Here is a 24,521-nt window from a genome sequence, read left to right as displayed (position 1 = left end):
GGGGCCGGCGCGGACGCGGTTCAGATCTTGTTCCCCGGGCGCACGAAACCGCCCTCCCCGGATGTCACGATGATGTCCGGGAAGGGCGGTTGCGAGCCGTGCTACTGGACGGTGACGCCCGTGAACTTCACCTGCTTGGTCGGCGCTCCGGTGCCGTCCTGCGGGTTCGGGTTGGCGATGCCCGCCTTCGCGACCGCGTCGAGCACCTTCAGGCCGTCGTCGCTGATGCTGCCGAACACCGAGTAGTCCGCCGGGAGGCCGTCTGCGCTGCCGTAGACCATGAAGAACTGGCTGCCGCCGGAGTTCGGGGCCTGCGTCTTCGCCATGGCGAGGATGCCGCGGCCGTACTTGATCTCCGGGAACGCCTCGTCCGGCATCGTGTAGCCGGGGCCGCCCTGACCGTCGGCCGTCGGGTCGCCGGTCGCCGACGGGTCACCGCACTGCAGCATCTGCAGGCCCTCGGTGCCGAGCCGGTGGCACATGGTGCCGTCGTAGAAGTTCTGCTTGGCGAGGCTGATGAAGCTCTGCACCGCGCAGGGCGCGAGCGCCCGGTCGAGAGTCAGCGGGATGTCGCCCGCGGTGCTCTTGAGCGTCACGTTCACCGTGCCGGTCGACGGGACGTTCTTGCCGTCGGGCACGTTCACCTTCTTCGGCGCCTTGCCCGTCGCGTCGGCCTTGAAGTCGCACGTCGTCGGGTTCGGCAGCGGCTTCGCCCGCTTCGGCAGCGCGGTGCGCTGCGTCGGGATCTGCAGGTCGGTCGGCGGCGGGGCGGCCGAGGACGACGAGGCCGCGGCGTTGGTGGTGTCGCCGCTGTTGGCGCTCACGATCCACACCACGATGCCGGCGGCGACGAGGACGGCGACACCGACCACGCCGGCCCCGATCATCCGGCCTCGCTTCTGCTGCTCCAATCGGCGCTCGAGCTGCCTCTCGAGCTTGCGCTTCGCAGCTTCGCGGCGCTGCTGGTTGGTCGCCACCCCGTACCCTCCAGGTTTCCGCTCGTGTCACACGTCTGAGGTAGCGGCAGTGTATGGGCACAGCCTGTGAGGACCATGTACAGGGCCCGCTAGTCTCAACCCGATCGTGATCGGCGCCATCCGGCGCGGAAGTCCGGGGAGGCGTTCGGTGCTGGTCGTCGGGTTCGGCAGCGGCCCGCTGCAGGCCAACTGCTACCTGCTGGCGCAGGTCGCGGGCGGGCCGTGCGTGGTCGTCGATCCGGGGGAGGAAGTGGCTTCGCCGCTGGCCGCCGCGCTGGCGGAGCACCGCCTGGTCCCGGCCGCGCTGCTGGCCACCCACGGGCACCCGGACCACGTCGCTTCGGCGGCCTCGCTGTCGGCCGAACACGGCGTCCCGGTGCACCTGCACCCCGCCGACGCGGCGCTGTTCGACGGCGACAGCGTGCCGCTCGAGCCGGGCACCTACGCCGGTCTGGACGTCGACGTCCGGCACGTGCCCGGCCACACCCCGGGATCGGTGGTCCTCGCCTTGCGGACGGCCGAGGGCGGCCGGCTCGCGCTGACCGGCGACACGCTGTTCGCCGGGTCCGTCGGCCGCGGCGACGTCGCGGAAGCGGTGCGGGGCCTGCTGGCGGAGTTTCCGGACGACACGGTGGTGCTGCCGGGCCACGGCCCGGCGACGACGATCGGCCGGGAACGCGCGGGCAACCCGTTCCTCGCCGGGACGGGGGCGTGAGCATGGCGCAGGAGCCGACCGAGCGGCTGGCACTGTTCGAAGAAGACCCCCGCGGCCGCCGCCGCCGCGGGATCTCGGGCCTGATCGGCGTGGTGATCGTGGCCGCGGCGTTCGGCGGGATCGCCGGCCTGATCGGCGGCACGGTGGCCGGCCTGGTCGTCGCGCTGGTGATCGCCCTGCCGCTGCTGTATGTGATGGCGGTCAGCATCCGGCGCCGCGTGTGGCTGGAGGGCTCGACGCTGCTCGTGCGCACGTGGGGGCTGCGCCGCGTCGACCTGGCGACCGCGACCCGCCTCGACCTCGTCGTCGGTGACGTCCGAGGCAGCCGCACGGTGAGCCTGCTGGTCAACGCCGGGCAGCGGGGGAAGGTGGCGAAGGTCGACCTCGCGGTGTTCTCCGGCACCGGCGGGCGCGAGCTCGGCATCATGCAGCTGCGGAAGCTCGCGAACGCGTTGATGAACAACACCGAGGCGAACGGCCTGGTGTTCGGCGAGCTGCTGGTCGCCGAGCTGAAGGCGGAGGCGCGGGGCTCCGGCGTCGCGGAACGCCCGCTCTACCGGCTGGCGTCGGTGGCGCCGTCGGGCAAGTACGTGCAGCGCTTCGCGATGGAGGCCGTCAGCCGGTTCGTGGCGACGCTGGACTGAGTCAGGCCGTGACGGCTTTCCCGGCTTTCGCGGGGCTGAGGTGCCCGGCCGGCTCGCGGGAGGCGATCAGGGCGGCCAGGACGGTGGTCACCGGGACGGCCGCGACGATGCCGACGCTGCCGGCGAGCGTGCGGATGATCTCCTGCGCGATGTCCTCGCTGCCGAGCAGCGCGCCGAGCCCGACCCCGGAGATCGACGAGTACAGCAGCACCGGCAGCGCGGCTCCGGCGTAGGCCATCACGAGGGTGTTGACCGCCGAACCGACGTGGTCGCGGCCGATCCGCAGCCCCGAGCTGTACAGCTCGCGCCAGGTCAGGTCCGGGTTGGCGCGGCGGAGCTCCCAGACCGCGCTGGTCTGGGTGACGGTGACGTCGTCGAGCACGCCGAGGGCACCGATCACGACGCCGGCGAGCAGCAGCCCGCGCGCGTCGATGCCGTGGCCGAGCGAGCCGATCAGCGTCGACGTGCTGTCGTCGAGCCCGGTCAGCGAGGCCGCGGCGGAGAAGATCGCGGACAGGACGCCGATGAGGGCGAGGCTGACGAGCGTGCCGAGCACGGCCGCGGACGTTCTCGCGGACAGCCCGTGGGTCAGGTACAACGCGATGAACATGATCGCGCCCGCGCCCGCGATGGCCACGACCAGCGGGTTTTCTCCGGCGAGGATGGCCGGGAGGATGAACAGCGCGATGACGACGAAGGACAGTCCGAGCGCGACGAGCGCGGCGATGCCCTGCCAGCGCCCGAGCACGAGCACCGCGACGGCGAAGAGCGCGGCCAGCACCAGCAGCGGGGTGCCGCGCTGGAAGTCGACCAGCTGGAAGCTCGCCGGATCGGCGGCGTTCCCGCCGTTGTAGGCCATGACGACGGCGTCACCGGCGGCGAAGCGCGGGGTGCTGGGCTCGATCGGCACGGTCAGCCGCAGCGGTTTCCCGCCGGCGGGGCCGTCGGTCATGGTGAGCTGGACGGTCAGGCACGGCTTCGCGTTCGGATCCGTCTGGTCGCCGACCTGCACCTGCCCCTGCGCGAGGCACGGCCCGGTGGTGGTGGCGTCGACGGCGGCGTGCACCGGCGTGCCCTGCGGAACGACGCTCGTCGGCGCCGGCTTTCCCCAGGGGTACAGCACGATCATCCCGGCGACGGTGGCGACCGCGAGGGGGGCGAGCAGCCAGATCAGCAGCAGCCGCACGCGGCGTGACGCCGGGGCGGCGGGTCCGTGCCCGTGGCCGTGGCCATGTCCGTGTCCGGTGGGCGCGGCCTCGGCCTTGGGGGATCCCGCCTTGGGGGCTTCCGCGGTGGCCGGGCGTCGCGGCCGGGCGCCGGGCTCGGGAACCCGCTGCGGCCCGGTGTCGCCCCGGCGAGCGGCGCGCTGGGTTCCGGTGTCCGCCCGGTCGGCCGCCGTGACCCGCTGGGCGCCGGTGTCGGTCCGGCGGCGGGCGGGGTCGGCCGGCGTCCGGCGGACGGGTTTCCGGGACGTACCCGGCGTTCCGGACGTCCCGTGGCCCGGCGAAAGGGACACCTCGTCCGTGATCCGGCGGATCGGGCCGGTTTCGTCATCGTCGAGGTCAGGGCGGTCCACCCGCACATCCTGACAGCGGGATTCCGCACTCCGCGCGAGGGGCCGCCGACGGCCCGGTTCGTCCCGATGCGCCGGGTCGTCCAGCCAGGTTCGCGGACCTGGACAAACGACACGGGTCAGCCGTAGGCCTGGCGGACGTGGACGCGGCGGTAGGCCGACGGCGGGGTGTCGAAGTGGTCGAGGAAGGCCTGGCGGAGCGTCTCCGTCGAGCCGAAGCCGCAGTGGCGGGCGATCGTGGCCAGCGGGAGGTCGGTGCCGGACAGCAGCCGGGCCGCGTGCTCGGTGCGGATCGTGCGGACGTAGCGGCCGGGGGTCGTGCCGAGGTGGGCGTCGAACAGGCGGGTCAGCTGGCGGGTGCTGATGCCCGCGCGGGCCGCGAGCGCCGGGGTGCCGAGGTCGGCGTCGAGGTGCTCGGTGATGTACGCGGTGAGGTCGCGGACCTCGCGGTGCTCCGGTGGCGGGCCGGCGAGGAAGAGGCTCACCTGGGCCTGGTTCCCCGGCCGCTGCAGGTAGGTGACGAGCGCGCGGGCGGCCTCGCGCGCCAGTGACGGGCCGTGGTCGGCCTCCACCAGCGACAGCGTCAGGTCGAGTCCGCTCGTCACGCCCGCCGCCGTGTAGACGTTGCCGTGCCGGATGTACAGCGGGACCGGGTCCACCGTCACCGACGGGTAGTCCCTGGCCAGCCGCGCGGCGTACCGCCAGTGCGTCGTCGCGCGGCGGCCGTTGAGGAGCCCGGCCGCCGCGAGGACCTCCGCGCCCGTGCACACCGACGCGACCCGGCGGCTGGTCCGCGCGAGCCGCCGGACGTGGGCCAGGACGCGCTCGTCGGCCGCCGCGGCCGTGCTGCCCCAGCCGCCGGCGACGACCAGCGTGTCGAGCTCGCCGGCGACCTGGTCGAGCCGCAGGTGCGGCTGCATCGTCAGCCCGGAGCTCGTGCGGATGGCGTGACCGTCGACCGAAGCGAGCCGGAGTTCGTACGGCGGCCGCGCGCCGAGCCGGTTCGCGGCATCGAACACATCGGCGGGACAGGCGATGTCCAGCAGCTCGGCGTCGGCGTAACCGACGATCGTTACCCGTCTGGGTGAGCCTGGCATGATCGGACGCTAGCAGCCGGACCGGCGCTGGGACGTGGTTCGCAGGAATCCGGCCATCCGCGCCACCCGGGGTACGGCCGTCCCGCCACGGTGGACGGCATGACCGTTGAGCAGAAGACCGACGAGCGGAAAACCATCGCCTTCGTCGTGTACCCCGGCCTCACACCCCTCGACCTGGTCGGCCCGCTGCAGGTGCTGAGCGCCTTGGCGCAGCTGGATCCGAGCTACCGGACCGTCGTGGTCGGGGCCACGAAGGACACCGTCGGCACCGACACGCCGCTGCGGATCGCGCCGAGCCACACGTTCGGCGAGGTGCCGTCCCCCTTCGCGGTGCTGGTGCCCGGCGGCACGGTGCCGACGCTGCACGCCATGGCGGACGAGCAGCTCCTCGGCTGGCTGCGCACCGCGGCCGAGGGCGCCGAGCTGGTCACGTCGGTCTGCACCGGCTCGCTCATCCTCGGCGCGGCCGGGCTGCTCGAAGGCAGGCAGGCGACGACGCACTGGATGTTCCGCGACCTCCTGACCGGCCTCGGAGCGACGCCGGTCGCGCGGCGGTGGGTCGAAGACGGCCCGGTGATCACCGCGGCGGGCGTCTCGGCGGGCATCGACCTGGCCCTGCACCTGGTGGAACGGCTGGCCGGACGGCAGCTGGCGACGAACATCCAGTTCGCCGTCGAATACGACCCGGAGCCCCCGCAGGGCAGGCTGGACTGGGCGAATCCGCCGCACGGCGACCTGAAGCCGCTGCGCGAGCGCACGTTGCGCGCGGGGCTGGCGGGGAACCCGGCGCTGCTGGCGAAGCTGCTCGCGCACGCCTGAGCGAACGACGTCGGCCATCCGGGTGAGCGGGCTTCCCCCGGCGCGTAGGACGGTTAGATTCAGCTCACTCGATCAGGTGATCTCGCGGGTGGGGTGTTGTAGCCGTGCGGTTCCAGGTCCTCGGCCCGTTGACGGCCACCGTCGCGCTGCCGTCCGCGGCCCAGCCGCGCCGGCTGCTCGCCGTCCTCCTCGCGCGCTCCGGCCGGTTCGTCGGCCGCGACACCCTGATCGACGAGCTGTGGCCGGACGGCGCGCCGTCGAGTGCCGCGGCGATCGTGCAGGTGACCGTGTCGAAACTGCGCAAGACGCTCTCGCCCGGCCTCGGGGCCGCCGAGGCCGGGCAGCGGCTGCGGTCCGGGCCACGGGGCTACGCGCTGGCCGTCGAGCCGGGGGAGCTGGACGCGGACGACTTCCTGGCGCTGCTGGCGGCGGGCGCCGACGACCGGGCGCAGCGCCGCCGCGCCCTCGAGCGGGCCCTGGCGTGCTGGCGGGGCGACGCCTTCGCCGACGTCGCGGGCGGCCCGCTGCTGGAGGCGCACAAGCTGTGGCTGGAGGACCGGCGGTCGGCGGCGCTGCTGCAGCTGGTCGAGCTGGAGCTCGCCGACGGCGACGGCCGGTCCGTGGTCGAGCGGCTCGATCCGGTGGTCGCGGCACGCCCCGCCGACGAGCGGTTCGCCGCCCGGCTCGCCGCCGCGCTCGGTGCCGTCGGCCGCCGGGATTCGGCCTTGGAGGTGCTCCGCCGGACCCGGCGGGCACTGTGGGACGAGGCGGGCGTGCGGCCGGGGGCCGACCTCGTCGCCGTGTACCGCCGGATCGCCGGCACGGAGTGGACGACGCCGGGGCCGCCAGCCCAGCTCCCACCCGCGGTGCCCGACTTCACCGGGCGCGCGGCCGAGCTCGCCGACGTCGCCCGGGCGCTGCGGGGCCCGGCGCCGGTCGTGCTCCACGGCGCCGCGGGGGCGGGCAAGTCCGCGCTGGCGGTCCAGGCCGCCTGGCGGGCCCGTCGCCGGTTCCCCGACGGCCAGCTGACCGCTTCGCTGCGCGCCCCGGACGGGACACCGGCCGAGCCGGCGACCGTGCTGACCGGGTTCCTGCGCCGGCTCGGCGCGACGCCCGCGGAGCTGGCCGACCGCGCCGGGCTGACCGGGCTGTGGCACGGCTACACCGCCGATCGGCGGCTGCTGGTGCTGCTCGAAGACGCCGCGTCCGAAGCCCAGGTGCGTGCCCTGCTGCCGAGCGGGCCCGGCTGCGCCACGCTGGTCACCGCGCGCCGGGAGCTGCCGGGACTGTGCGGGGCACGGCCGATCCCGGTGCCCGCACTGTCCACCGAGGACGCTTGGGCGTTGCTGGCGGCCATCGCGGGGGAGGGGCGGCTGCGGGAGGAACCCGAAGCGGCGCAACGGCTTCTCGTGCACTGCGCCGGTCTCGCGCTCGCCGTCCGGATCGCCGGCGTGAAGCTCGCGACGCGGCCGAACCAGCGCGTCGACGGACTCGCCGCCCGGCTCGCCGACGACCGCCGCCGGCTGGACGAGCTGACCGCCGGCGACCTCGGCGTCCGCGCCGCCGTGACCTCGGCGCTGCGGGAGCGGTCCGCCGCCGAGGTGTCCCTGCTGCGGCTGCTCGCCGCCTTCGGCGTCCCGGTCCCGGACTGGTGCGCCGCGGCGCTGCTCGACCGGCCACCGGCCGAGGCCCGCGACCGGCTCGACGCGCTGGCCGCCGCCCACCTGCTGGACCAGACCGGGTCGCGGTGGTCGGTGCCGCCGTTCGTGCGGCTGGTGCTGGCCGAGGACCCGGCGCCCGCCGATCGGGCCGCGCTGCGCCGGGCCTGCGAAGCGACGCTGGCCCTCGCCGAACACGCCCGGGGCCGGCCTGCCCCCGGGCCGCCCCACCCGGATCCGGTGCTCGTTCGGCGGATCGCGGCCGACCCGGCGGCCTGGACGGCCGAGGAGACCGGCCACCTGGCCGCCGCCGTGCAGCTGGCGAGCGCGCACGGCTGGCACGAGCTGACCGAACGGCTCGCGGACGCCTGCACCGCGCTGGCGGGCACCCCGTGGCTCGGCCACACCGCCCGCGCCGTCTCGGTGCTCGGGCTGGCCGCGGCCCGCCGCCGCCGGGATCCGCGCGCGGAGGCCGAGAAGCTCCACCAACTCGGTGCGGTGCACTGGCAGAACGGCCACTGGCGCCGGGCGCGGAACTACTTCGTCATGGCCGAGCACCGTTACCGCGCGCTGGACGACCCGCAGGGCACCGGCGCGGTGCTGGCCGCGCTCGCCGACGTCCACCTCGACAGCGGTGATCCGCGGGCGGCCGAAGCGGAGCTGCGGGAAGCGCTCGGTCTGCTGCGCGACTGCGGGGACCGCCGCGGGCAGGCGGCCGCGGCGGCGCAACTCGGCTCACTCGCCGAGGACGTCGGCGACGTGCGCGGCGCGGTCGAGAGCTTCGAGGTGAGCATCCTGCTCGCCCGGGAATGCGACGACGGCCGCTGGCACGACCAGGCCGCGAAGCGCTACGCCGACGTCCTGCGCCGCCACGGTGGCCACGACCAGGCGGCCGACCTGCTCACCGGCGCACTCGGCGGGGCCGTCCGCACCCGCGAGCGGCACTGGGAGGCCCACGTCCTGCGCAGCCTCGGCGACCTGCACACCGACGCCGGGGAACTCGCCGACGGACAGCGCTGCCTGACGCGGTCGCTGGCGCTGTTCGAGCAGATCGGGCACCGGCACGCCGCCGCCTACACCCACCGCAGCCTCGCCGAAGCCCGCCGCCGCGCGGGCGACCCGGCCGACGCCCGGCGGCACCTGCTGCTCGCGTTGGACGTGTTCCGCGAGCTGCGCGACCGCCGCGGCGCCGGGTACGCCCTGCTCAGCCTCGGGCGGACGCAGGCCGAAGACGGCGCCGCCGTCGAGGCGGCCCGGCTGCTGCACACCGCGGCCGGCTTGTTCCGGGAGCTCGGGTTCCCGCTGTGGGAACTGCGGGCGCTGCGCGAAATCAACGCCGTCACCAGCGAATCCCCGGACCGGGACCGGACCCGTGAAGTCTTGACGAAGATCAGGACCTGAGCGGCGCCCGGCCCGGCGCCCGCCCACGGCGTTTGGCGAAGTTATGGCCGTCCCGATTTGGCTCACCGGCGTTCGGATCGTCACAGGCGAGGAGGCAAGTCATGCCGGGACAACGGATGCTGGCGCGGGTGGCACTGGGGCTGGCCGCATCCGCCGCGACGGCGGTGTTCGCCACCATCGGCACCGCGTCGGCGAGCGTCGAGGTCACCAAGCTCACCCAGGCGCAGGCCGCGTCGCAGCTGTCGGCGGCGGGGGTGACGCACTCGTCGAGCGGCGGCTGCACCAACCGGAACGTCTCGACCTGCACGTCCTACGAGCAGATCAACCAGAGCACGGTCAGCGGGGTCATCACGCTGAAGCGGGCCAGCGGCTGCGCCGTCAACATCACCGGGGGCACCGAGACCGGGCACGCGTCCGGCACCTACAGCCACTGGAACGGCTACAAGGTGGACGTCGCGCACAACAGCTGCATCGACGCCTACATCAAGAACAGCTTCGGCTACATCGGCCTGCGCGGCGACGGCTACCCGCAGTGGAAGGCGGCGTCCGGCAACCTGTACTGCGACGAGGGCAACCACTGGGACATCACGTACTACACCTGCGGCTGTTGACCTGCGGGTTTTCACGGTTTCCGGGCTGATCCGGCGGTAGCGGACCGGCGTCATCCAGCGGCTTCCCGTAGGGCTGTGCCCCACGCTCTGCCCCACGGGAAGCACCGCCCTCGACCGCGCGGAGGGTGGTGTTGTTCTCGAACTCGTCCTGGCTCCCCGGACAGAACACCTAGCCGGTCCCCGCGGCGCGGCCGGCGCGACGGGACAGCTCCGCGAACGCCGCACGCAGCTCCGGCGGGGCGACCACCTCGATCTCGGTGCCGAAGCGGGCCAGCGCCGCCGCGAGGGCGGCCCAGGACCAGGACCCCGTCGTCAGCCTGGTCCGGGTGGCGCCGAGTTCCTCGACGACACCGTCGCCGGCGAACGGCGCCACCTCCGCCGCGGGCAGGTCGAGGATCACCTCACCGCGGCAGGGCCAGGCGTCCGCGCTCTCGGAGCCCTTGAACCGGGCCGCCAGGAAGGCGGCCACGTCGCCACCCGGCACTTCACGGGGAACGAACCGTGGCCCGGTCGGGACCCGCGGTGTCATCCGGTCGGCACGGTAAGTCCGCCAGCCGTCGCGGTCGGGGTCCCAGCCGATGACGTACCAGCGCCCGGCCCGCACCACGAGGTGGTGGGGCTGCACCCGGCGGGGCGGGCGCGGCTCGGCGTCCTCGGGACGCCCCGGCGAGCGGTAGTCGAACCGCAGCTCCTCCCCGGCGCGGACCGCGGCGCTCAGCGTGAGCAGGACACCGGTGTCGACCTGCGGATCGGCGCCGCGCCCGGCCGCGCTGATTTCGATGGCATCGACGCGCTGCCGCAACCGTGACGGCAACACCTGCCGCACAGTGGCCAGGGCCCGCGCGGCCGCCTCCTCGATGCCCGCCCCCGTCCCGACGGCGATCCGCAGCGCCACGGCCAGCGCGACCGCCTGCTCCTCGTCGAACAGCAGTGGCGGCAGCTGACTGCCCGCTTCGAGCCGGTAGCCGCCGTCGGGGCCCTTGACCGCCTGCACCGGGTAACCCAGCTCGCGCAGCCGGTCGACGTCGCGGCGCACCGTCCGCTCGCTGACGCCCAGCCGCTCGGCGAGCAGGCCGCCCGGCCAGTCACGGCGCGCCTGCAGCATCGACAGCAGTGACAGCAGCCGGCTGGAGGTCGTCGTCGAGGAGGCGATCGGCATGTCTTCACCCTGCCACAAGTAGCGGACGTTCCCTGACCGGTACTGCTGCCATCGTGGTTCTTGTCGCCGGAAGCCTCCGGCGACAAGAACCACTCGTGAAGGACCGGAACACCATGTCGCTCAACGCTGTCGCCCACCTGAACTTCCACGGCCAGGCCCGCGAAGCCCTGGAGTTCTACCAGTCGGTGTTCGGCGGGCAGCTCACCCTCGCCACCTACGCCGACTTCGGGATGCCCGCCGAACTGCCCGGCGCCACGAACGTCGTGTTCGGCCAGGTCGTCGCCGACAACGGCTTCCGGATCATGGCCTACGACGTGCCCGGCGAGCACGCACCGGCGGCCCCGGGCGCGCCCAGCACGCGTCGCGAAAACGGCACCACGATCACCAAAGAACAGTTCTTCCTCTCCGTGCGCGGCGAGAGCATCGACGAGGTCACCCCCGTGTGGGAGGGCCTCGCCACCGGGGCGACCGTGATCGAGGCGTTCGGCCCCGTCCAGTGGGCGCCCGCCTTCGGGATGCTCGCCGACCGCTTCGGCGTCACCTGGATCGTCGACGTCGCGGCCGAGTACGCCCAGGCCTGACCTTCCCCGCGAGGAGTGCGGCCGGTCCCGGCCGCACTCCTCCACCGCACAGGAGAAACCTCCATGCAGACCCGCCCGCTCGGCCGGACCGGCATCCAGGTCAGCGCCTACGCCCTGGGCACGATGATGTTCGGGCCGTACGGCAACCCCGATCCCGGCGACTGCGTGCGCATCGTCCACCGCGCCCTCGACGCCGGCATCAACGTCATCGACACCGCCGACGTCTACGGCGGCGACGGCGAATCCGAGAAGATCGTCGGGAAAGCCCTGCGCGGCCGCCGCGACGACGTCGTCCTGGCCACGAAGTTCAGCGGCCCGATGGGATCCGGCCCCAACCAGCGCGGCGGTTCCCGCCGGTGGATCGTTTCCGCCGTCGAAGGATCGCTGCGCCGCCTGGGCGTCGACCACATCGACCTCTACCAGGCCCACCACCCTGAACCCGGCACCGACGTCGAGGAAACCCTCGGCGCGCTGACCGACCTGCTGCGCGCGGGCAAGGTACGCGCGATCGGCCACTCCAACCTGCCGGCATCGGACATCGTCGAAGCCCAGTGGGTGGCCGAACAGCGCGGGTTGGCCCGCTTCCGCTCCGAGCAGCCGCACTACTCGATCCTCAACCGCGGGATCGAACGCGAGATCCTGCCGGTCTGCGAGCGCCACGGGCTGGGCGTCCTGGTGTGGAGCCCGCTGGCGATGGGCTTGCTCGCCGGTCGCCTCCGCAAGGGCAGCGCGGAAACGGCGTCGGCCGGCCGCCTGCACTGGGCGCGGCAGCACATGACCGACGAACGCAAGCACGACGCCGTCGAAGCACTCGCCCAGCTCGCCGAACAGGCCGGGCTGTCGCTGCCCCACCTCGGGCTGGCGTTCGTGACCGCCCACCCGGCGGTCACCTCGGCGATCATCGGCCCACGCACACCCGAGCAGCTCGACGACCTGCTCGCGGGAGCCGGCACGCTCCTCGACGACAGCTTGCTCGACCGCATCGACGAGATCGTGCCGCCGGGAACCGACGTCGGACCGGTCGATGTCGCCTACGTCGCTCCGGCGCTCGCGCAGCCGGAACTCCGCCGGCGCACTACCCGAACCCGGGCAGCGCGCCGAGAGACACCAGCTTGAGCGGAACCAGGCGTCGCTCGGAGACGCCCAGAGTGATTCGACGGCGACCTCGCCGTCCGCCTCCTCGCCGCGACTGCTCCGCTACTCGAACACTCCGTAGCCCGCGACGGCGTGGGCCCGGACGCCGTCCATGTCGAGTTCCACGCCGATGCCAGGGGTGTCGGGCAGCGTGATGTAGCCGTCCTTGACGATCGAGCCGCTTCCGTCGGGGGCGTGGACGTAGCTGTCCCACACCGCGCGTTCCTCGAGGGCGTGCCATTCCTGGACGAAGAAGTTGGGGATCGCCGCGCACTGGTGGGACGTGGCCATCGTGCCCAGCGGCGTCGACACCAGGTGGGGTGCGAAGGGGATGTAGTGCAGCTCCGCGAGGTTGGCGATCTTCTTGGCCTCGGCGAGACCGCCGCACTTGGGCACGTCCGGCTCGATGACGTCCACGGCGCCGCGTTCGAGCAGTTCGCGGAATCCCCAGCGCAGGTAGAGGTTTTCGCCCGCGCAGATCGGCGTGCGGGTCTGCGCGCGCACCCGCACCAGGGCGTCGACGTTCTCCGCCGGTAGCGGCTCCTCGAGCCACATCAGGTGAAACGGCTCGAGCTCCCACGAGATCCGGCACGCGCTCGGCACGTCGTAGCGGGCGTGCAGGTCGATGGCCAGGTCGACGTCCGGGCCGATCGCGTCCCGGACGGCCGCCACCCGGTCGGCCATCGAGCGCAGCTCGGCGGCGTTGATCGTGTGGTTGAAGGCGTCGAACTTGGCCGGGTGGTGCAGGTCGTCGATGTCGAACTTGAGGGCGGTGAAGCCTTCGGCGACCATCCGGTGGGCCCGGTCGACGCACCCGGCGATCGAGCCCGCCGGGTCGTCGCCGTCGCCGCAGTCGGCGTAGAGGCGGATCCGGTCGCGGAACTTGCCGCCGAGCAGCCGGTAGACCGGCTGGCCCGCCGCCTTGCCCGCGAGGTCCCACAGCGCGAGCTCGATCCCGGACAGGGCGATGACGAACACGCCGCCCTGAGGGCCCGCGAAAACCTTGCCGCGGCGCAGCTTTTCCCAGCACCGCTCGACGTTGCGCGGGTCCTCGCCGATCAGCAGCGGGGTCAGGTCCTTGATCATGCCGACGACGGCGCCCGCGCCGGCATCGGGATTGGCCTCGCCGAACCCGCTGAGACCCTCGTCGGTGTCGATCCGCACCAGCGTGGCCTGACCGTGGTAGCTCACCACCGCCGTCGTGACGTTCACGATCCGCATTGCTCTCCCGCCGCAGGGTCATGCAGATGAACGGACTAACGTGAGGTCCAACTTGTCCGATAAGCTGATGAGATGCCAAGGAGACAAGAGTCTCCGGATGCTGTCAAGGTCCGGACCCTCCCGGTGCAGGTGGCGGCCCACCTGACCCGGCGCATCGTCAGCGGCGGCATCGAGGGCGCCCGGGCCCCGTCCGAACTCGAAATCACCCAGGAGTTCCGGGTGTCCCGCGTGGTGGCGCGGGAGACGCTCAAGATCCTCGCCTCGCTCGACATCGTCGACGTCGCGCAGGGCCGCCGCGTCGTCGTGCGCCCCCGCGCGGAATGGGACTACCTGAGCCCGTTGCTGATCGAGTGGCTGCCCACGGAGATCGTCGACGAGCTGTTGCAGGAACTGCACCAGATGCGCGTACTGCTCGAGCCCGAACTCGCCGCGATGGCCGCGGCCAGCATCACCGACGAGACGCTGGCGCGGCTCTCCGGCGAAATCGCCCGCATGTCGGCGCTCGAAGCGGATCCCGAGGCCTACCTCGAGGTCGACCACGAATTCCACATGGAGATCTGCCGGGCGGCCGACAACCGCATCCTCGACCGGATCATGTACTCCGCGCGCTGGCTGGGCACGGCCAGCCGGCGCCTCACCAACGAGGCACCGGCCGGGCTGCACCGCGCCACCGCCCAGCACACGGAGATCTACGAGGCGCTCGTGGCGCGCGATCCCTCGGGCGCCCGCGCGGCGATGCGCAAGCACCTGAGCAACAACTACTCCACGCTCCTCGCGGAGAAGGAGCAGCGAAGCAAGCGGGCCGCCCCGCGGCGGCGTTAGCGCACTGCACGACCGAGTTCCGCACCGATGACGAGGACGGACGAGGCATGGCAGCACCGGCGATCCCGGCGATCCGGCCGGGGCTGATCGGCCCACCTCCGGACCCCGCGCGCGAGCCGGACCCCGCGCGCGAGCCGGACCCCGCGCGCGAGCCGGTCCCGGCCGGAAGCGCCCTCGGCCACCACCACGCGTCCGCCTTCGCGGGCGGCCCCGAACCCCTGCCAGGACAACGCATCAGCAGTTCGGCGTCCTTCGCCGCATGAACGACCCGCAGCGCGGCGCTCGCCTCGCTGTCCCGCCGGTTGCACCGTCGCCCCGTCGGTACGCGTCCGCTCGATCGGACGCGAGAGGAGTTGTCATGGAAGAGAAAACGGATCTGTCGAGGCGCACGTTCCTCGGGGTGAGCGCGCTGGGCGTGCTGGGCCTCGCCGGATGCGCGAGCGGCCCCGCACCCGCGCCGCAGGTCGACGTCCAAGTGCCCCAGGCGCTGCTCGACCAGGCCGCCGCGCTCCGCGGCGGGTCGGTGGGGATGCTCTCGCAGAAGCTGTACTCGGAGGCCGCCAACAAGGCGCTGGACAAGTCGCTGCAGGTGTTCGCGCAGGCCACCGGCACCACGATCCGCAACGACCTGGTCTCCGGCGACGCCGGCGACATGGTCGCGAAGATGGACGCCGAGGTGAAGGCGGGCACCAACCGCGATCTGGCCTTCATGAGCGACCGGCGGTTCGTCGGCCAGCTCCACAACCTCGGCGCCCTCACCGACGTCACCGACGTGGTCCAGGAAATGAAAGCGCTCTACGGAGAACCCGCGACCGAGGCGAACGACTACTGCGTGTTCGACGGGCGCTGGTTCGCGATCCCGTACCACTTCATCGCGTCCGCGATGTACCTGCGCAAGGACTGGTACCAGGAAAAGGGTCTCCCGCTCAAGCCCCACTACTCGTGGGAAGAGCTGCGCGACAACGCGTTGGCCGTCTCCGACCCGGCGAAGCGGCGCTTCGGCTGGGGGCTCACGGTGAACCGCTCCGGCGACGCCAACGGCTTCATCGCGAACGTCATCAACACCTACGGCGGGGCGATCGCGGACAACACCGGCACGAAGGTGGTGTTCAACTCGCCGGAGACCGTCGAGGCCGTCGCGTTCATCGGCGACATCTACACGAACCCGAAGTACAAGCCGATGCTGCCACCCGGGATCGGCAGCTGGACCGACTCGAGCAACAACGAGAACTGGCTGGCCCAGATCCTGGGGCTCACGCTCAACCAGTACAGCGTCTACGCCGACTCGAAGACCAAGAAGAACCCGGTCTACGCCAACACGCACCCGTTCAACGGCGCCACCGGACCGGCGCTCGACCGGCCGCTCGCGTACGGCGAGTCCAACTCGTTCGTCGTGTTCAAGGGAGCGAAGAACCCGGCTCTCGCGAAGCTGGTGGCGAAGTTCATGGTCGGCGGCAGCGCGCTGCTCGGGGTCGCGAAGGAAGCACCGTGCCTGGTCAACCCGTCGTGGAGCAAGGTGTGGGACTCCGACCCGTACTACACGAGCGGTGATCCGGCCTTCGCCGCGTTGCGGGAGCAGACCCGCGCGCAGCTCCCGGTGACCACCAAGACCGGCTACGCGTTCCCCCAGACCCCGAGCCCCGGCGAGCAGGCCGCCACCGCCGCGTACCTGCTGACCGACATGATGCAGTCGGTCATCCAGGGCACCCGGCCGGCCGATGCCGTCGCCGCGACCCACGGCCGGATCGTCCAGATCTTCGAGCAGCAGGGCTACCGGCAGTGACCACCCTGCGTCCGCGTCCGGCGCCGGTCCGCCCGGCGCCGGGCGCGTCGTCCTCGCTCACGCGAGCGCAGCGGCGGTTCGGGCGTGACTGGCGCCTCGCCGCGGTGTTCATCGGGCCGACGCTGCTGCTGGTCGCCGGCCTGATCCTGGTCCCGATCGTCAGCTCGATCTTCACCAGCGCCACGGAACGCCACGGCGCGGAGACGGTCTTCGTCGGGCTGGACAACTACACCGCCCTCGTCGACGACGCCCTGTTCCACAAGGGCGTGCTCAACTCGTTCGTCTTCACCGCGTACGCCGAGATCTTCAAGGTGACCTTCGGACTCATCGCGGCGCTGATGCTGCACCACCTGCGTCGCGGCAAGGCGATCATCGCCGGGATGATCCTGCTGCCGTGGGTGATCCCGACGGTGGTCACGGCCTTCACCTGGCGGTCGTTGCTCGACCCGATCTTCGGCAGCGTCAACGTCCTGCTCACCGACTCCGGGATCGGCCCCGGGCTCGCCGCGATCGGGCTCGTCGACAAGTGGCCCGCCGAGTGGCTGTCCGATCCCGCGCTCGCGATGCCGGCCGTCATCCTGGTCAACGTCTGGAAGGGCATCCCGTTCTTCACGGTGACGTTCCTCGCCGGGCTCAAGGCCATCGACAGCGGTCTCCACGAGGCGGCCATGGTGGACGGCGCCTCGCCGTGGCAGCGCTTCGTGCACATCACGTTGCCGGGGCTGCGTCCCGTCATGATCGTGACGGTGCTGCTGTCGTCGATCTGGACGTTCAACAACTTCGACCTGATCTGGCTGATGACCCAGGGCGGCCCTGGAGACGCCACCGCCCCGTACGTGATGGTGGCCTACTCGAAGGCCATCCAGCAGCTGCAGCTGGGCGCGGGCGCCGCGGTCACGCTGGTGATGCTGCCGGTCATCGCCGTGCTCGTGGTGATCCTCGTGCGGATGATGCGCCGCAGCGACCTGCCGGGCGCGGCCGGCCTCGGGCGGGGCAGGTCACTGACTCCCGCTCAGCGCAAGGCGCTGCCGTGGGTGATCGTCGTGGCCTCGGTGATCGTGCTGGTCTGGGCGTCCCCGCAGATCGTCTGGAAGGCCGCGCTCGTGCTGGGCGTGTTCGTGGTGCTGGCGGCCGCCGTCGGCCGGGTCGTCTCCGTGCTCGCGACGCGGGGCAACCGGCCGGCCGCCCGCCTGGTCGGCGGCACCGGCAGCGGAGTCGCGCTCGTGGGCTTGCTGGGCTTCGTGCTCGCCCCGCTCTACTGGATGACGGTCACGGCGTTCAAGTCCGACGACCAGATCGTCGCGCGCACCGACGACCTCTGGCCGACCCCGTGGAGCACCGAGCAGTTCACCAACCTGTTCACCGGGCGGGCGTTCGGCACCTGGTACGTCAACACGATCCTGGTGTCGGTGGCGTCCACCGTGATCGCCGTGGTCTGCGCGGCATTGGCCGGCTACGCACTGGCCCGGCTGAAGTTCCGGGGCTCGGAGAGCTTCACGGTGACGATCCTGCTCACCTACGTGATGCCGGGCGCGCTGCTGTTCATCCCGCTGTACCAGCTGATGAGCGGGATCGGGCTCAACGACTCGTTGTGGTCGCTCGTGCTCGCCTACCCGACGTTCACCCTGCCGTTCGCGACGTGGCTGCTCGTCGGCTACTTCAAGTCGATCCCGGCCGACCTCGAGGAGGCCGCGCTGGTCGACGGCTGCACGCGGTTCGGGGCGTTCCGCCGGATCGTGCTGCCGCTGGCCAAGCCGGGGCTGCTCGCGGTCGCGCTGTTCACGCTCACCAACGCGTGGAACGAGTTCCTGTTCGCCTTCGTGTTCATCACCAAGGACGACTACAAGACGCTGCCCGTCGGTATGCAGTCGATGATCTTCGGCGACGTCGTGCCGCAGGGGCAGCTGGCCGCGGCTTCGCTGCTGATCAGCATCCCGGTCGTGCTCATGTACGGGTTCGGGCAGCGGTTCCTGACCGAGGGCCTCACTGCGGGGGCCGTGAAGGGGTGAGCACGCCCGTCAGTCCCGGCTCCGCTCGGCGCGCCACCGCTCGTACTCGGGCCGGGCCTCGTCCGACAGCGGGTAGTACCGCCGCAGGTCACCGCCTTCGGACAGCCGGATCCGGGAGAACTCCTCCCATTCCGCGTGATCCCGAGCGGCCGCCACCAGGGCCGGCGCGAGCTTGACCGGCACCACGACCGCCCCGTCGTCGTCGGCGACGACGATGTCGCCCGGCTCGACGAGCGTGCCACCGCACGCCACCGGCACGTTGACGGCGGCCGGGACGATGCCGGTCTGGGCGTGGAAGTTCGGCGTGGCGCCCCGGATCCACAGCCCGAGGCCGAGCTGCTTGGCCTCGCCGATGTCGCGCAGGCAGCCGTCGATCACCACGCCGGCGCCGCCGCGGCCCCGGAAGTAGGTCAGCATCATCTCGCCGAACACGCCACTGGTCATGTCGCCACGCGCGTCGACGACGATCATGTCGCCGGGCCGGGCGTGGTACATGACGTGCCGGTGCAGCTGGTTCTCCGGTTCTTCGTACTCGTCGACGGGGTAGAGGTCTTCCCGCTTGGGCATGAACTGCAGTGTCAGCGCCGGCCCGGCGACGCGCACGCCGGGGGTCACCGAAACCGGGCCGCGGATGAACGCGCTGCGGATGCCCAGGCGGCTGAGCTCGCCACTGGCCGTGGCGCTGCCGATGGCCGCGAGAGCCGCACTGAGTTCGGCGGGCGGGCGGACGATGTCGTGCGTCTCGACCACGTCGGTGGCTCCCTCGGATCCGCGCTGACCGTGCCTGTCGACCTCGATCCGAGCGTAGTCCGGCGAAGGTGCATCCGCGATGTCATGCGAGCGCGCGAACAGGCCCCGGTCACCTGAGGGGAGTCAGCGACCGCAGCGATCCACACGCTTCCAGGGCCAGTCGGTGGTGAGCCAGCGTGCGACAGCATCGGCGACGGCCGGGTCGAGGACCGCTCTGTCGGCCCGCACCCAGGACTGCACCGTGACGTCCCACTCCTCGGAGGCCGAGGGATACAAGTAGACGCAACCGATGACGTCGTTGCCGGCCGGGTCGAGGACAGTGAAGGTGAAACCGGCTCCACGCGTGAAGTGGTCGGCGTGGCGGCGAAGGTCGGCGAGGTTCTGCTCGAGCGTCATGCCGTGGCGCGGTGGCCAGTCACCGTCGGGATAGCCGGGAGTGGCGCGGATGTGCTCGATGCTCGACATCCAGGCGGCATGATCGGCCTGGTTGTGCTGCGGCCCCAGCGGTTCGAGACGGAACTGGCGGGTGGCGAGCGAGGTCGGCGGTTCGAACCCGGCAGGCACGAATTCATCCGAGATCATGGCCGGGATCTTATGGGCTGACCAGACCACCTGCACCCGAGTTTCCATCGGCGGCTACCAAGACTGGGCGTCGGCTTGCGCTGCCGGCCGATGTGGGCTGCGGAAATGGTCGAGATCCGGGGGGCAGCTCGGCACGGGTGAACTGTCCGGTGTGGTGCGAGCGGCGTTCGGGGAGCGTGCACTGGTTTCGGCGGAACGGCTGCGTGGTGGTTCCAAGAAAGGTGTCTACCGGCTGGTGCTGGATGACCGGACGACCTGCATCGCATATGTGGAACGCGGATGAGAACTACTGGCCGGAAGCGGCGTCGCCGGATGAGAGCGACCCGTTCGGTCATGCCAGTGGTCTCGACCTGTTCGAAGCCGCTCATACCGCCCTGTCCTCGATCGCCGTCCGGATTCCGCGGGTGGCGGTGGCACGCTCGAAGCCCTGGGTGAACGGGACCGGCGGCGAGCCGCGCGTGTGCTGGCTCGCCTCGGCGCCATGGTCCGGGCGATGCACGACAGCCGGCGCGATCGATACGGTCGCCCGGGCGCCGACCGTGCCGGCGGCACCGATCCGGTGGAGCAGATCCGGACCCTGGCGCAGCTTCCCTGAGAACCCGTGTGCGCGTGGGAGACAGCGTGAGCTGAGGGCCGGTACCCCGCCGCGGATGATCTGCGGCGGGGTACCGCACGCGGCCCGCACCTACCGCTGCTGACAGGCGGCGCAGAGCGGGCGGTGTCGAGTGAACACGACAAACGGTGTCCCCGCACGATCAGTGCTCAGCTCTGCGGGGGCTCCCACCACGACGCGATGAGGTTCCCGGCGGCGTCCCGCACCTCGAACAGGACCCTGTCGGCCCCGCCGGGGATGTTCGCTTCGAGTTCGATGTGGATCTTGCTGTCCACGCATTTCAGGCTGGTGCTCTTGCGGTCGAGCCGACGGCTGGGGCCCGCGTACGTGGAGGCGTAGATGCGCACGCACGTGTCGGTGTACAGGAAGCCCTCGACCAGAGCGGAACGCGCGTACAAGTAGGTCGTGTGGGGGAAGTCGATCGCGGCCTCTTCGGCGGCGCTGTGGGCAGCGGTGCTGGAGCTGGTCGCCACTTGGCCGGCCGGGGCGGCGCTGGCCGCCGGGGCTGCGGCGAAGAGCGTGGCGGCCGAGGCTGCTACCGCGGCCAAGACAACCCCGGCCTTCCTCACGCGTCGCGGTGCTGACGGCTTGTCGAGAAGTTCAACCATGATGAGTAACCATCCGTTTCTTGTGAGATTGGCTGCACGCTGATCGGCAATGCCCTGCCACTGTGGGGAGTCTGCTTGTTGCCGGCTTTCGCGGCGTTCCGGCCGGGGAGCCGGGTGCGGTACTCCGGTCACGGGTGTGGGTAGCTCTCCCAGTCGCGGGTGGCCCCGGTCTCGTCGTCGAATTGGAGCAAGACCCTTGACGCGCCTCCTGGGACGTCCACCGGCACATCCATGGTGTCGGTTTTGGTCGTGTCGCACACCGTCCGGTAGTTGAATCCGCGCAGAACGTCGTTGTGGTCGTAGCCGAACGCCCACAGCGTGCGGCAGCCATAGGCTTTGATCGAATAGTCGACGTCGACACCCCGCGCGTGCCAGCGTATGTAGCCAAGGGCGTAGCTCGCGCCGTACCTGAGGGGCTCGAATCTGGTTCTGGGATCCGCCGCGAGCGCGGATGGTGCTGCTGAGGTGCCCGAGCCGGAGGCGGCTGCCGCCCACGTCGGGTCAGCCGCGGAGGCGGCGCCGGCCGACGGTGCCAGCACGGTGCCGGTGGCGACACCGGCCACCGTGGCCGCAAGAGCCACCGCGGAGCGAATCCTGGACATATGCACTTCTCCCTTCGATTCGATCACCACCGGTGCGGGTGACCGAACGAGCACCACGCTGCCGAGAACCGTCATCGCCTTGTCATGTCGCCGTCCTCCCGCAGGTCAATGCGCTAAAGTGCGACTTGGGGGAGGGAGCCGATGGACTTCTGCGTTCTGGGAACACTGGAGATCTGGACAGCTCAGGGGCGGCTGGCGCTGCCGGGCACCCGGCACCAACGGGTGCTGGCGACGCTGCTGCTGGCTCCGGGCGCGGTCGTGCCGATGACGCGGCTGATCGAGTCGACGTGGGACGACGAGCCGCCGGCGACCGCGACCAAGCAGGTGCAGAACTGCGTGTCGGCGTTGCGGGACCGGCTGGCCGACACCGAGCAGCGGCTGATCGTCACCGACGGCCCGGGCTATCGGCTCGTCGTCACTGACGAGCAGCTCGACCTGCTGCGGTTCACCAAGCACGTCACCGAGGCACGACGGCTGGCCAACGAGGGCGCGCTGCGCGACGGAGTGCGCGAGATCCGGACGGCGCTGAAGTTGTGGCGTGGCCCGGCCCTCGATGGGCTCGCCGCCGGCGTGCTGGCCGGGCGCGCGGCGCGGCTGGACGAGCAGCGCCTGGACGCGTTCGAGTCGTGCGTGGATTGGCAGTTCGCGTTGGGGCAGCACCGCGCGGTCATCGACGAACTGGCCGAGGTCGTGGCCGAGAACCCGCTGCGAGAACGGCCGCACGCCCAGCTCATGCTCGCCCTCGACCGCGCCGGCCGGCAGGCCGACGCGCTCAAGGTGTTCCAGCAGCTGCGCGTCAGACTGGCCGAGGAGCTGGGCGTGGACCCCGGCGCAGACGTCTGTGAACTGCACGAACGTATCCTCCGCGGCGAGAACCGGCCGCGGCGCGCGAAACCAGCCGCTACCGACGGCCTGGACCGCGCGGCCAAGGAGCTTGCGGCAGCAATCGCCCGGCAGTGGACGGCCGAGGCCGAGATGCGGTCGCTGCGGCGGCCGAAGCCGGTGCCGCTGCGCTGGTCGAGCACCGAACGCGAGGTGGCGGCCGCGGCGTCGGCGGTGCTGGGTGACCCTCCCGGCTACGGCCCGGAGCGGTTGGTCCTCAGCGGCGACCTGACCGACGTGGTGGCCAAGTTCCGCCAGGTCCCGTCGCGGCAGCTGGTGGTGCTGGGCGAGCCCGGCGCCGGCAAGTCGGTGCTGGCCATCCTGCTCACCCTCGGCCTGCTCGCCGACCTCCCGCCGGGCGAGCCGGTGCCGGTGCTGCTGACGATGGCGTCGTGGAATCCGCATCACGAGCACTTGGACGCCTGGCTGGCCCGGCGGCTGGTCGAGGAGTACCCGGGGCTGGCCAACACCGCCATCTATGGCCCGGATGCCGGGCTGCGTCTGGTGCTCGAAGGCCGGGTCATCCCCGTGTTGGACGGGCTGGACGAGACGTCGCCCGGCCTGCATACGGCCGCGATCGACGCCCTCGACCAGGCCGTCGGCGCCGGCCGGCCGCTGGTGGTGACCTGTCGCGGGGCCGAGTACGAGCTCGCGGTGCGGGCGGCGGGCTCGTTCCTGGTCAGGGCCGCCGTGGTGGAGATCGAACCGGTGGAGATCGAGGACGCCGTCGAGTTCCTGACCGCGCGTCGACGTCCTGGCGAGACCCGCTGGCATCCGCTGGTCGAGCGGCTGCGACAGGAGCCGGCCGGGGTACTGGCCCAGGCACTGCGCACCCCGTTGATGGTCGACCTGGCCCGAAGCGCCTACGCAGACCCGGCCACCGACCCCGGCGAACTCTGCGACACCGCACGGTTTTCCGACCGTGCGGCCATCGAACGGCACCTGCTCGACACGTACCTTCCCTCCGTGTACACGCGCCGGCCGTCCCCGCCGGCCCGGCTCGCCCGGCCGCGCGACTACAACCCGGAGCACGTCGAGCGCTGGTTGTCCTTCCTCGCCCGGCGGCTCGAACGGGACCGCACCCGCGACCTTGCCTGGTGGCGGCTGGACCAGGCGGTGCCGCGTTTCGTCGTTGGCCTCTACCTCGGTCTGCCGCCGGCGTTGCTGTTCGTGCTCACCGGTTTGCTGGCCGCCGACCCGGTCACCGCGGTGATTTACGGCGTCTCCGGCGGCGCCGCCGGCCTCGTCACGCACAGCATCGGCCGCCGACCAGGTCCACAGCGGGTCGAGGCGACCTTCACCGGGATCTCCGGCCGGTTCGCGCGCCGGTTCGCGGTCGGCGCCACGACCGGGACCTGCCTCGGCTTCGGCTGGTCGCTGCCGATCGGGGTCATCGGGCTCGTCGCGGTGGTGTTCGGCTTGGCCGTCGGCGTGCACGTCTGGCTGGGCACTCCGCTGGACGTCAACCGGGTGTCCAGCCCTGACACCGTATTGCGTCAGGATCGCGCCGCCGCCTTGTCGTTCACGTTGGCGTTCACGGTGTCGATGGGCCTGTTCTACGGCCTCGCGCTGCGCCTCACTCAGGACGAGCCGACCGTCCAGATCCTGGACAGCAGCTTCGACCTGGTACTGAGCGTGGCTGGCGGCATCGCCGCCGCCCTGCTCGGCCGGTATTTCGCGCCGAAGCCCGGCACTGTCGCGTACGGCGTCGCCGGGGCGCTGATCGGCGGCCGGGTGATCCAGGACATGTCCAGCGTAGCCCACGCGGTGGTGGCGGGCGGTCTGTTCGGGCTGGCCGTCGGGCTCAGCGTCTGTCTGTCACGGGCGTGGGGTGCGTTCGGCTGCACGCGGTTGTGGCTGGCCGCTCGTGGCCAGATTCCCCTGCGGTTCATGGCTTTCCTCGACGACGCGCACCGCCGCGGCGTGCTGCGTCAGGTCGGTGCGGTCTACCAGTTCCGCCACGCCCGGTTACAGGAGCGGCTCGCCGACTACGTGCCTGCGTGAAGACAGCCGTGCCTGGGAGGGCGGCGAATGCAGGCGCAACGCGGCGCGAGCGCGCCATACGCGCTCTCCCTGACCAGCGGGTGCTGAGCACCGGCCGGGGCCTGCCTGCTTCGAGGGCTGCGGCCCGGCTCCGGTCACCCGGTGCGACGGGCCCGGCTGTGCCGGACCACAGCGGCCGCGACGGACGTCCCGGCGCTCCGGGGGAGCATTCCGCAGCGGGGGAGAAGAGCCGGTCGCCTCCTGATTCGTACGGTCGAGACCCACCCGAGTGGATCG

At 72.0% G+C, this 24,521-nt stretch carries 21 protein-coding genes; 12 read left to right on the top strand and 9 right to left on the bottom strand.

All coding sequences use genetic code 11. The annotated features are described in order from the left end of the window. Positions 1-101: 101 nt before the first annotated feature. Positions 102-977 (bottom strand): peptidylprolyl isomerase, encoded by an 876-nt coding sequence (locus AB0F15_RS13185; RefSeq protein WP_360269564.1) that lies wholly within the window; start codon positions 975-977, stop codon positions 102-104. A gap of 148 nt (positions 978-1,125) precedes the next feature. On the opposite strand from AB0F15_RS13185, the gene AB0F15_RS13180 reads away from it, so the two are divergent. Together AB0F15_RS13180 and AB0F15_RS13175 are read left to right on the top strand one after the other, a co-directional pair. Continuing rightward, a complete protein-coding gene (locus AB0F15_RS13180; RefSeq protein ID WP_360269562.1) occupies positions 1,126-1,692 on the top strand; it encodes an MBL fold metallo-hydrolase in 567 nt (188 codons plus the stop codon). Positions 1,693-1,694: 2 nt separating this feature from the next. Continuing rightward, complete coding sequence (locus AB0F15_RS13175) at positions 1,695-2,336, top strand: hypothetical protein (protein WP_360269757.1); 642 nt, start codon at positions 1,695-1,697, stop codon at positions 2,334-2,336. Between the two features lies 1 nt (position 2,337). On the opposite strand, the gene AB0F15_RS13170 is transcribed toward AB0F15_RS13175, so the two are convergent. Together AB0F15_RS13170 and AB0F15_RS13165 are read right to left on the bottom strand one after the other, a co-directional pair. Beyond that, complete coding sequence (locus AB0F15_RS13170) at positions 2,338-3,912, bottom strand: YibE/F family protein (protein WP_360269560.1); 1,575 nt, start codon at positions 3,910-3,912, stop codon at positions 2,338-2,340. A gap of 116 nt (positions 3,913-4,028) precedes the next feature. After that, positions 4,029-5,006 carry a GlxA family transcriptional regulator gene (locus AB0F15_RS13165; protein WP_360269558.1) on the bottom strand — a complete coding sequence of 326 codons (978 nt, stop codon included), beginning with the start codon at positions 5,004-5,006 and terminating at the stop codon, positions 4,029-4,031. Between the two features lie 99 nt (positions 5,007-5,105). Between AB0F15_RS13165 and AB0F15_RS13160 the strand changes: the two genes are divergently transcribed. From AB0F15_RS13160 to AB0F15_RS13150, 3 genes are all read left to right on the top strand, one after another. After that, positions 5,106-5,825: a DJ-1/PfpI family protein gene (locus AB0F15_RS13160; protein WP_360269556.1), complete on the top strand. Its 720-nt coding sequence runs from the start codon at positions 5,106-5,108 to the stop codon at positions 5,823-5,825. Between the two features lie 104 nt (positions 5,826-5,929). After that, positions 5,930-8,884, top strand: coding sequence for a BTAD domain-containing putative transcriptional regulator (locus tag AB0F15_RS13155; RefSeq protein ID WP_360269554.1), 2,955 nt, complete (start codon positions 5,930-5,932; stop codon positions 8,882-8,884). A 101-nt stretch (positions 8,885-8,985) separates the two neighbouring features. Next, complete coding sequence (locus tag AB0F15_RS13150) at positions 8,986-9,495, top strand: hypothetical protein (protein ID WP_360269552.1); 510 nt, start codon at positions 8,986-8,988, stop codon at positions 9,493-9,495. Between the two features lie 169 nt (positions 9,496-9,664). Here AB0F15_RS13150 and AB0F15_RS13145 read toward each other — a convergent pair whose 3' ends face one another. Then, positions 9,665-10,654 (bottom strand): WYL domain-containing protein, encoded by a 990-nt coding sequence (locus tag AB0F15_RS13145; RefSeq protein ID WP_360269550.1) that lies wholly within the window; start codon positions 10,652-10,654, stop codon positions 9,665-9,667. Positions 10,655-10,767: 113 nt separating this feature from the next. Between AB0F15_RS13145 and AB0F15_RS13140 the strand changes: the two genes are divergently transcribed. Both AB0F15_RS13140 and AB0F15_RS13135 read left to right on the top strand, forming a co-directional pair. Further along, the gene (locus tag AB0F15_RS13140) at positions 10,768-11,235 is read left to right on the top strand and encodes a VOC family protein (protein WP_360269548.1); all 468 of its coding nucleotides are present in this window, start codon (positions 10,768-10,770) and stop codon (positions 11,233-11,235) included. 63 nt (positions 11,236-11,298) lie between these two features. Further along, positions 11,299-12,351 carry an aldo/keto reductase gene (locus AB0F15_RS13135; RefSeq protein ID WP_360269546.1) on the top strand — a complete coding sequence of 351 codons (1,053 nt, stop codon included), beginning with the start codon at positions 11,299-11,301 and terminating at the stop codon, positions 12,349-12,351. 81 nt (positions 12,352-12,432) lie between these two features. Here AB0F15_RS13135 and AB0F15_RS13130 read toward each other — a convergent pair whose 3' ends face one another. Further along, positions 12,433-13,590: a mandelate racemase/muconate lactonizing enzyme family protein gene (locus tag AB0F15_RS13130; protein WP_360269544.1), complete on the bottom strand. Its 1,158-nt coding sequence runs from the start codon at positions 13,588-13,590 to the stop codon at positions 12,433-12,435. A gap of 72 nt (positions 13,591-13,662) precedes the next feature. Here AB0F15_RS13130 and AB0F15_RS13125 point away from each other — a divergent pair, with 72 nt between their 5' ends. The 4 genes from AB0F15_RS13125 to AB0F15_RS13110 all read left to right on the top strand — a co-directional run bounded on the left by AB0F15_RS13125 (position 13,663) and on the right by AB0F15_RS13110 (position 18,204). Next, the gene (locus AB0F15_RS13125; protein ID WP_360269543.1) at positions 13,663-14,412 is read left to right on the top strand and encodes an FCD domain-containing protein; all 750 of its coding nucleotides are present in this window, start codon (positions 13,663-13,665) and stop codon (positions 14,410-14,412) included. A 47-nt stretch (positions 14,413-14,459) separates the two neighbouring features. Further along, positions 14,460-14,675, top strand: coding sequence for a hypothetical protein (locus AB0F15_RS13120; protein WP_360269541.1), 216 nt, complete (start codon positions 14,460-14,462; stop codon positions 14,673-14,675). 95 nt (positions 14,676-14,770) lie between these two features. After that, positions 14,771-16,195 carry an extracellular solute-binding protein gene (locus tag AB0F15_RS13115; RefSeq protein WP_360269540.1) on the top strand — a complete coding sequence of 475 codons (1,425 nt, stop codon included), beginning with the start codon at positions 14,771-14,773 and terminating at the stop codon, positions 16,193-16,195. Next, positions 16,192-18,204, top strand: a complete 2,013-nt coding sequence (locus AB0F15_RS13110) for an ABC transporter permease subunit (protein WP_360269539.1) — start codon at positions 16,192-16,194, stop codon at positions 18,202-18,204. The genes AB0F15_RS13115 and AB0F15_RS13110 overlap by 4 nt, the downstream gene beginning before the upstream one ends. A 9-nt stretch (positions 18,205-18,213) precedes the next feature. Here AB0F15_RS13110 and AB0F15_RS13105 read toward each other — a convergent pair whose 3' ends face one another. The 4 genes from AB0F15_RS13105 to AB0F15_RS13090 form a co-directional block, all read right to left on the bottom strand. Next, on the bottom strand, positions 18,214-18,954 hold the full coding sequence (locus tag AB0F15_RS13105; protein WP_360269538.1) for a ribonuclease activity regulator RraA: 741 nt from the start codon (positions 18,952-18,954) through the stop codon (positions 18,214-18,216). A gap of 123 nt (positions 18,955-19,077) precedes the next feature. Further along, complete coding sequence (locus AB0F15_RS13100; RefSeq protein WP_360269536.1) at positions 19,078-19,536, bottom strand: N-acetyltransferase; 459 nt, start codon at positions 19,534-19,536, stop codon at positions 19,078-19,080. 762 nt (positions 19,537-20,298) lie between these two features. Continuing rightward, on the bottom strand, positions 20,299-20,697 hold the full coding sequence (locus AB0F15_RS13095) for a hypothetical protein (RefSeq protein WP_360269534.1): 399 nt from the start codon (positions 20,695-20,697) through the stop codon (positions 20,299-20,301). A 188-nt stretch (positions 20,698-20,885) separates the two neighbouring features. Beyond that, complete coding sequence (locus AB0F15_RS13090) at positions 20,886-21,434, bottom strand: hypothetical protein (RefSeq protein WP_360269532.1); 549 nt, start codon at positions 21,432-21,434, stop codon at positions 20,886-20,888. A gap of 66 nt (positions 21,435-21,500) precedes the next feature. Between AB0F15_RS13090 and AB0F15_RS13085 the strand changes: the two genes are divergently transcribed. Further along, positions 21,501-24,245 (top strand): BTAD domain-containing putative transcriptional regulator, encoded by a 2,745-nt coding sequence (locus tag AB0F15_RS13085; protein WP_360269531.1) that lies wholly within the window; start codon positions 21,501-21,503, stop codon positions 24,243-24,245. The last annotated feature ends 276 nt before the right edge of the window (positions 24,246-24,521 follow it).

The organism is Amycolatopsis sp. NPDC026612, from assembly GCF_040638285.1.
Lineage (GTDB): Bacteria > Actinomycetota > Actinomycetes > Mycobacteriales > Pseudonocardiaceae > Amycolatopsis.
This window is presented reverse-complemented; position numbering and strand designations above follow the sequence as displayed.

Bases quoted from the DNA above. Each gene is read 5' to 3' on its own strand.
- AB0F15_RS13175 (WP_360269757.1), top strand. From the start codon at position 1,695: ATGGCGCAGGAGCCGACCGAGCGGCTGGCACTGTTCGAAGAAGACCCC.
- AB0F15_RS13165 (WP_360269558.1), bottom strand. From the start codon at position 5,006: ATGCCAGGCTCACCCAGACGGGTAACGATCGTCGGTTACGCCGACGCC.
- AB0F15_RS13160 (WP_360269556.1), top strand. From the start codon at position 5,106: ATGACCGTTGAGCAGAAGACCGACGAGCGGAAAACCATCGCCTTCGTC.
- AB0F15_RS13150 (WP_360269552.1), top strand. From the start codon at position 8,986: ATGCCGGGACAACGGATGCTGGCGCGGGTGGCACTGGGGCTGGCCGCA.
- AB0F15_RS13145 (WP_360269550.1), bottom strand. From the start codon at position 10,654: ATGCCGATCGCCTCCTCGACGACGACCTCCAGCCGGCTGCTGTCACTG.
- AB0F15_RS13140 (WP_360269548.1), top strand. From the start codon at position 10,768: ATGTCGCTCAACGCTGTCGCCCACCTGAACTTCCACGGCCAGGCCCGC.
- AB0F15_RS13135 (WP_360269546.1), top strand. From the start codon at position 11,299: ATGCAGACCCGCCCGCTCGGCCGGACCGGCATCCAGGTCAGCGCCTAC.
- AB0F15_RS13130 (WP_360269544.1), bottom strand. From the start codon at position 13,590: ATGCGGATCGTGAACGTCACGACGGCGGTGGTGAGCTACCACGGTCAG.
- AB0F15_RS13125 (WP_360269543.1), top strand. From the start codon at position 13,663: ATGCCAAGGAGACAAGAGTCTCCGGATGCTGTCAAGGTCCGGACCCTC.
- AB0F15_RS13120 (WP_360269541.1), top strand. From the start codon at position 14,460: ATGGCAGCACCGGCGATCCCGGCGATCCGGCCGGGGCTGATCGGCCCA.
- AB0F15_RS13115 (WP_360269540.1), top strand. From the start codon at position 14,771: ATGGAAGAGAAAACGGATCTGTCGAGGCGCACGTTCCTCGGGGTGAGC.
- AB0F15_RS13100 (WP_360269536.1), bottom strand. From the start codon at position 19,536: ATGATCTCGGATGAATTCGTGCCTGCCGGGTTCGAACCGCCGACCTCG.
- AB0F15_RS13090 (WP_360269532.1), bottom strand. From the start codon at position 21,434: ATGACGGTTCTCGGCAGCGTGGTGCTCGTTCGGTCACCCGCACCGGTG.
- AB0F15_RS13085 (WP_360269531.1), top strand. From the start codon at position 21,501: ATGGACTTCTGCGTTCTGGGAACACTGGAGATCTGGACAGCTCAGGGG.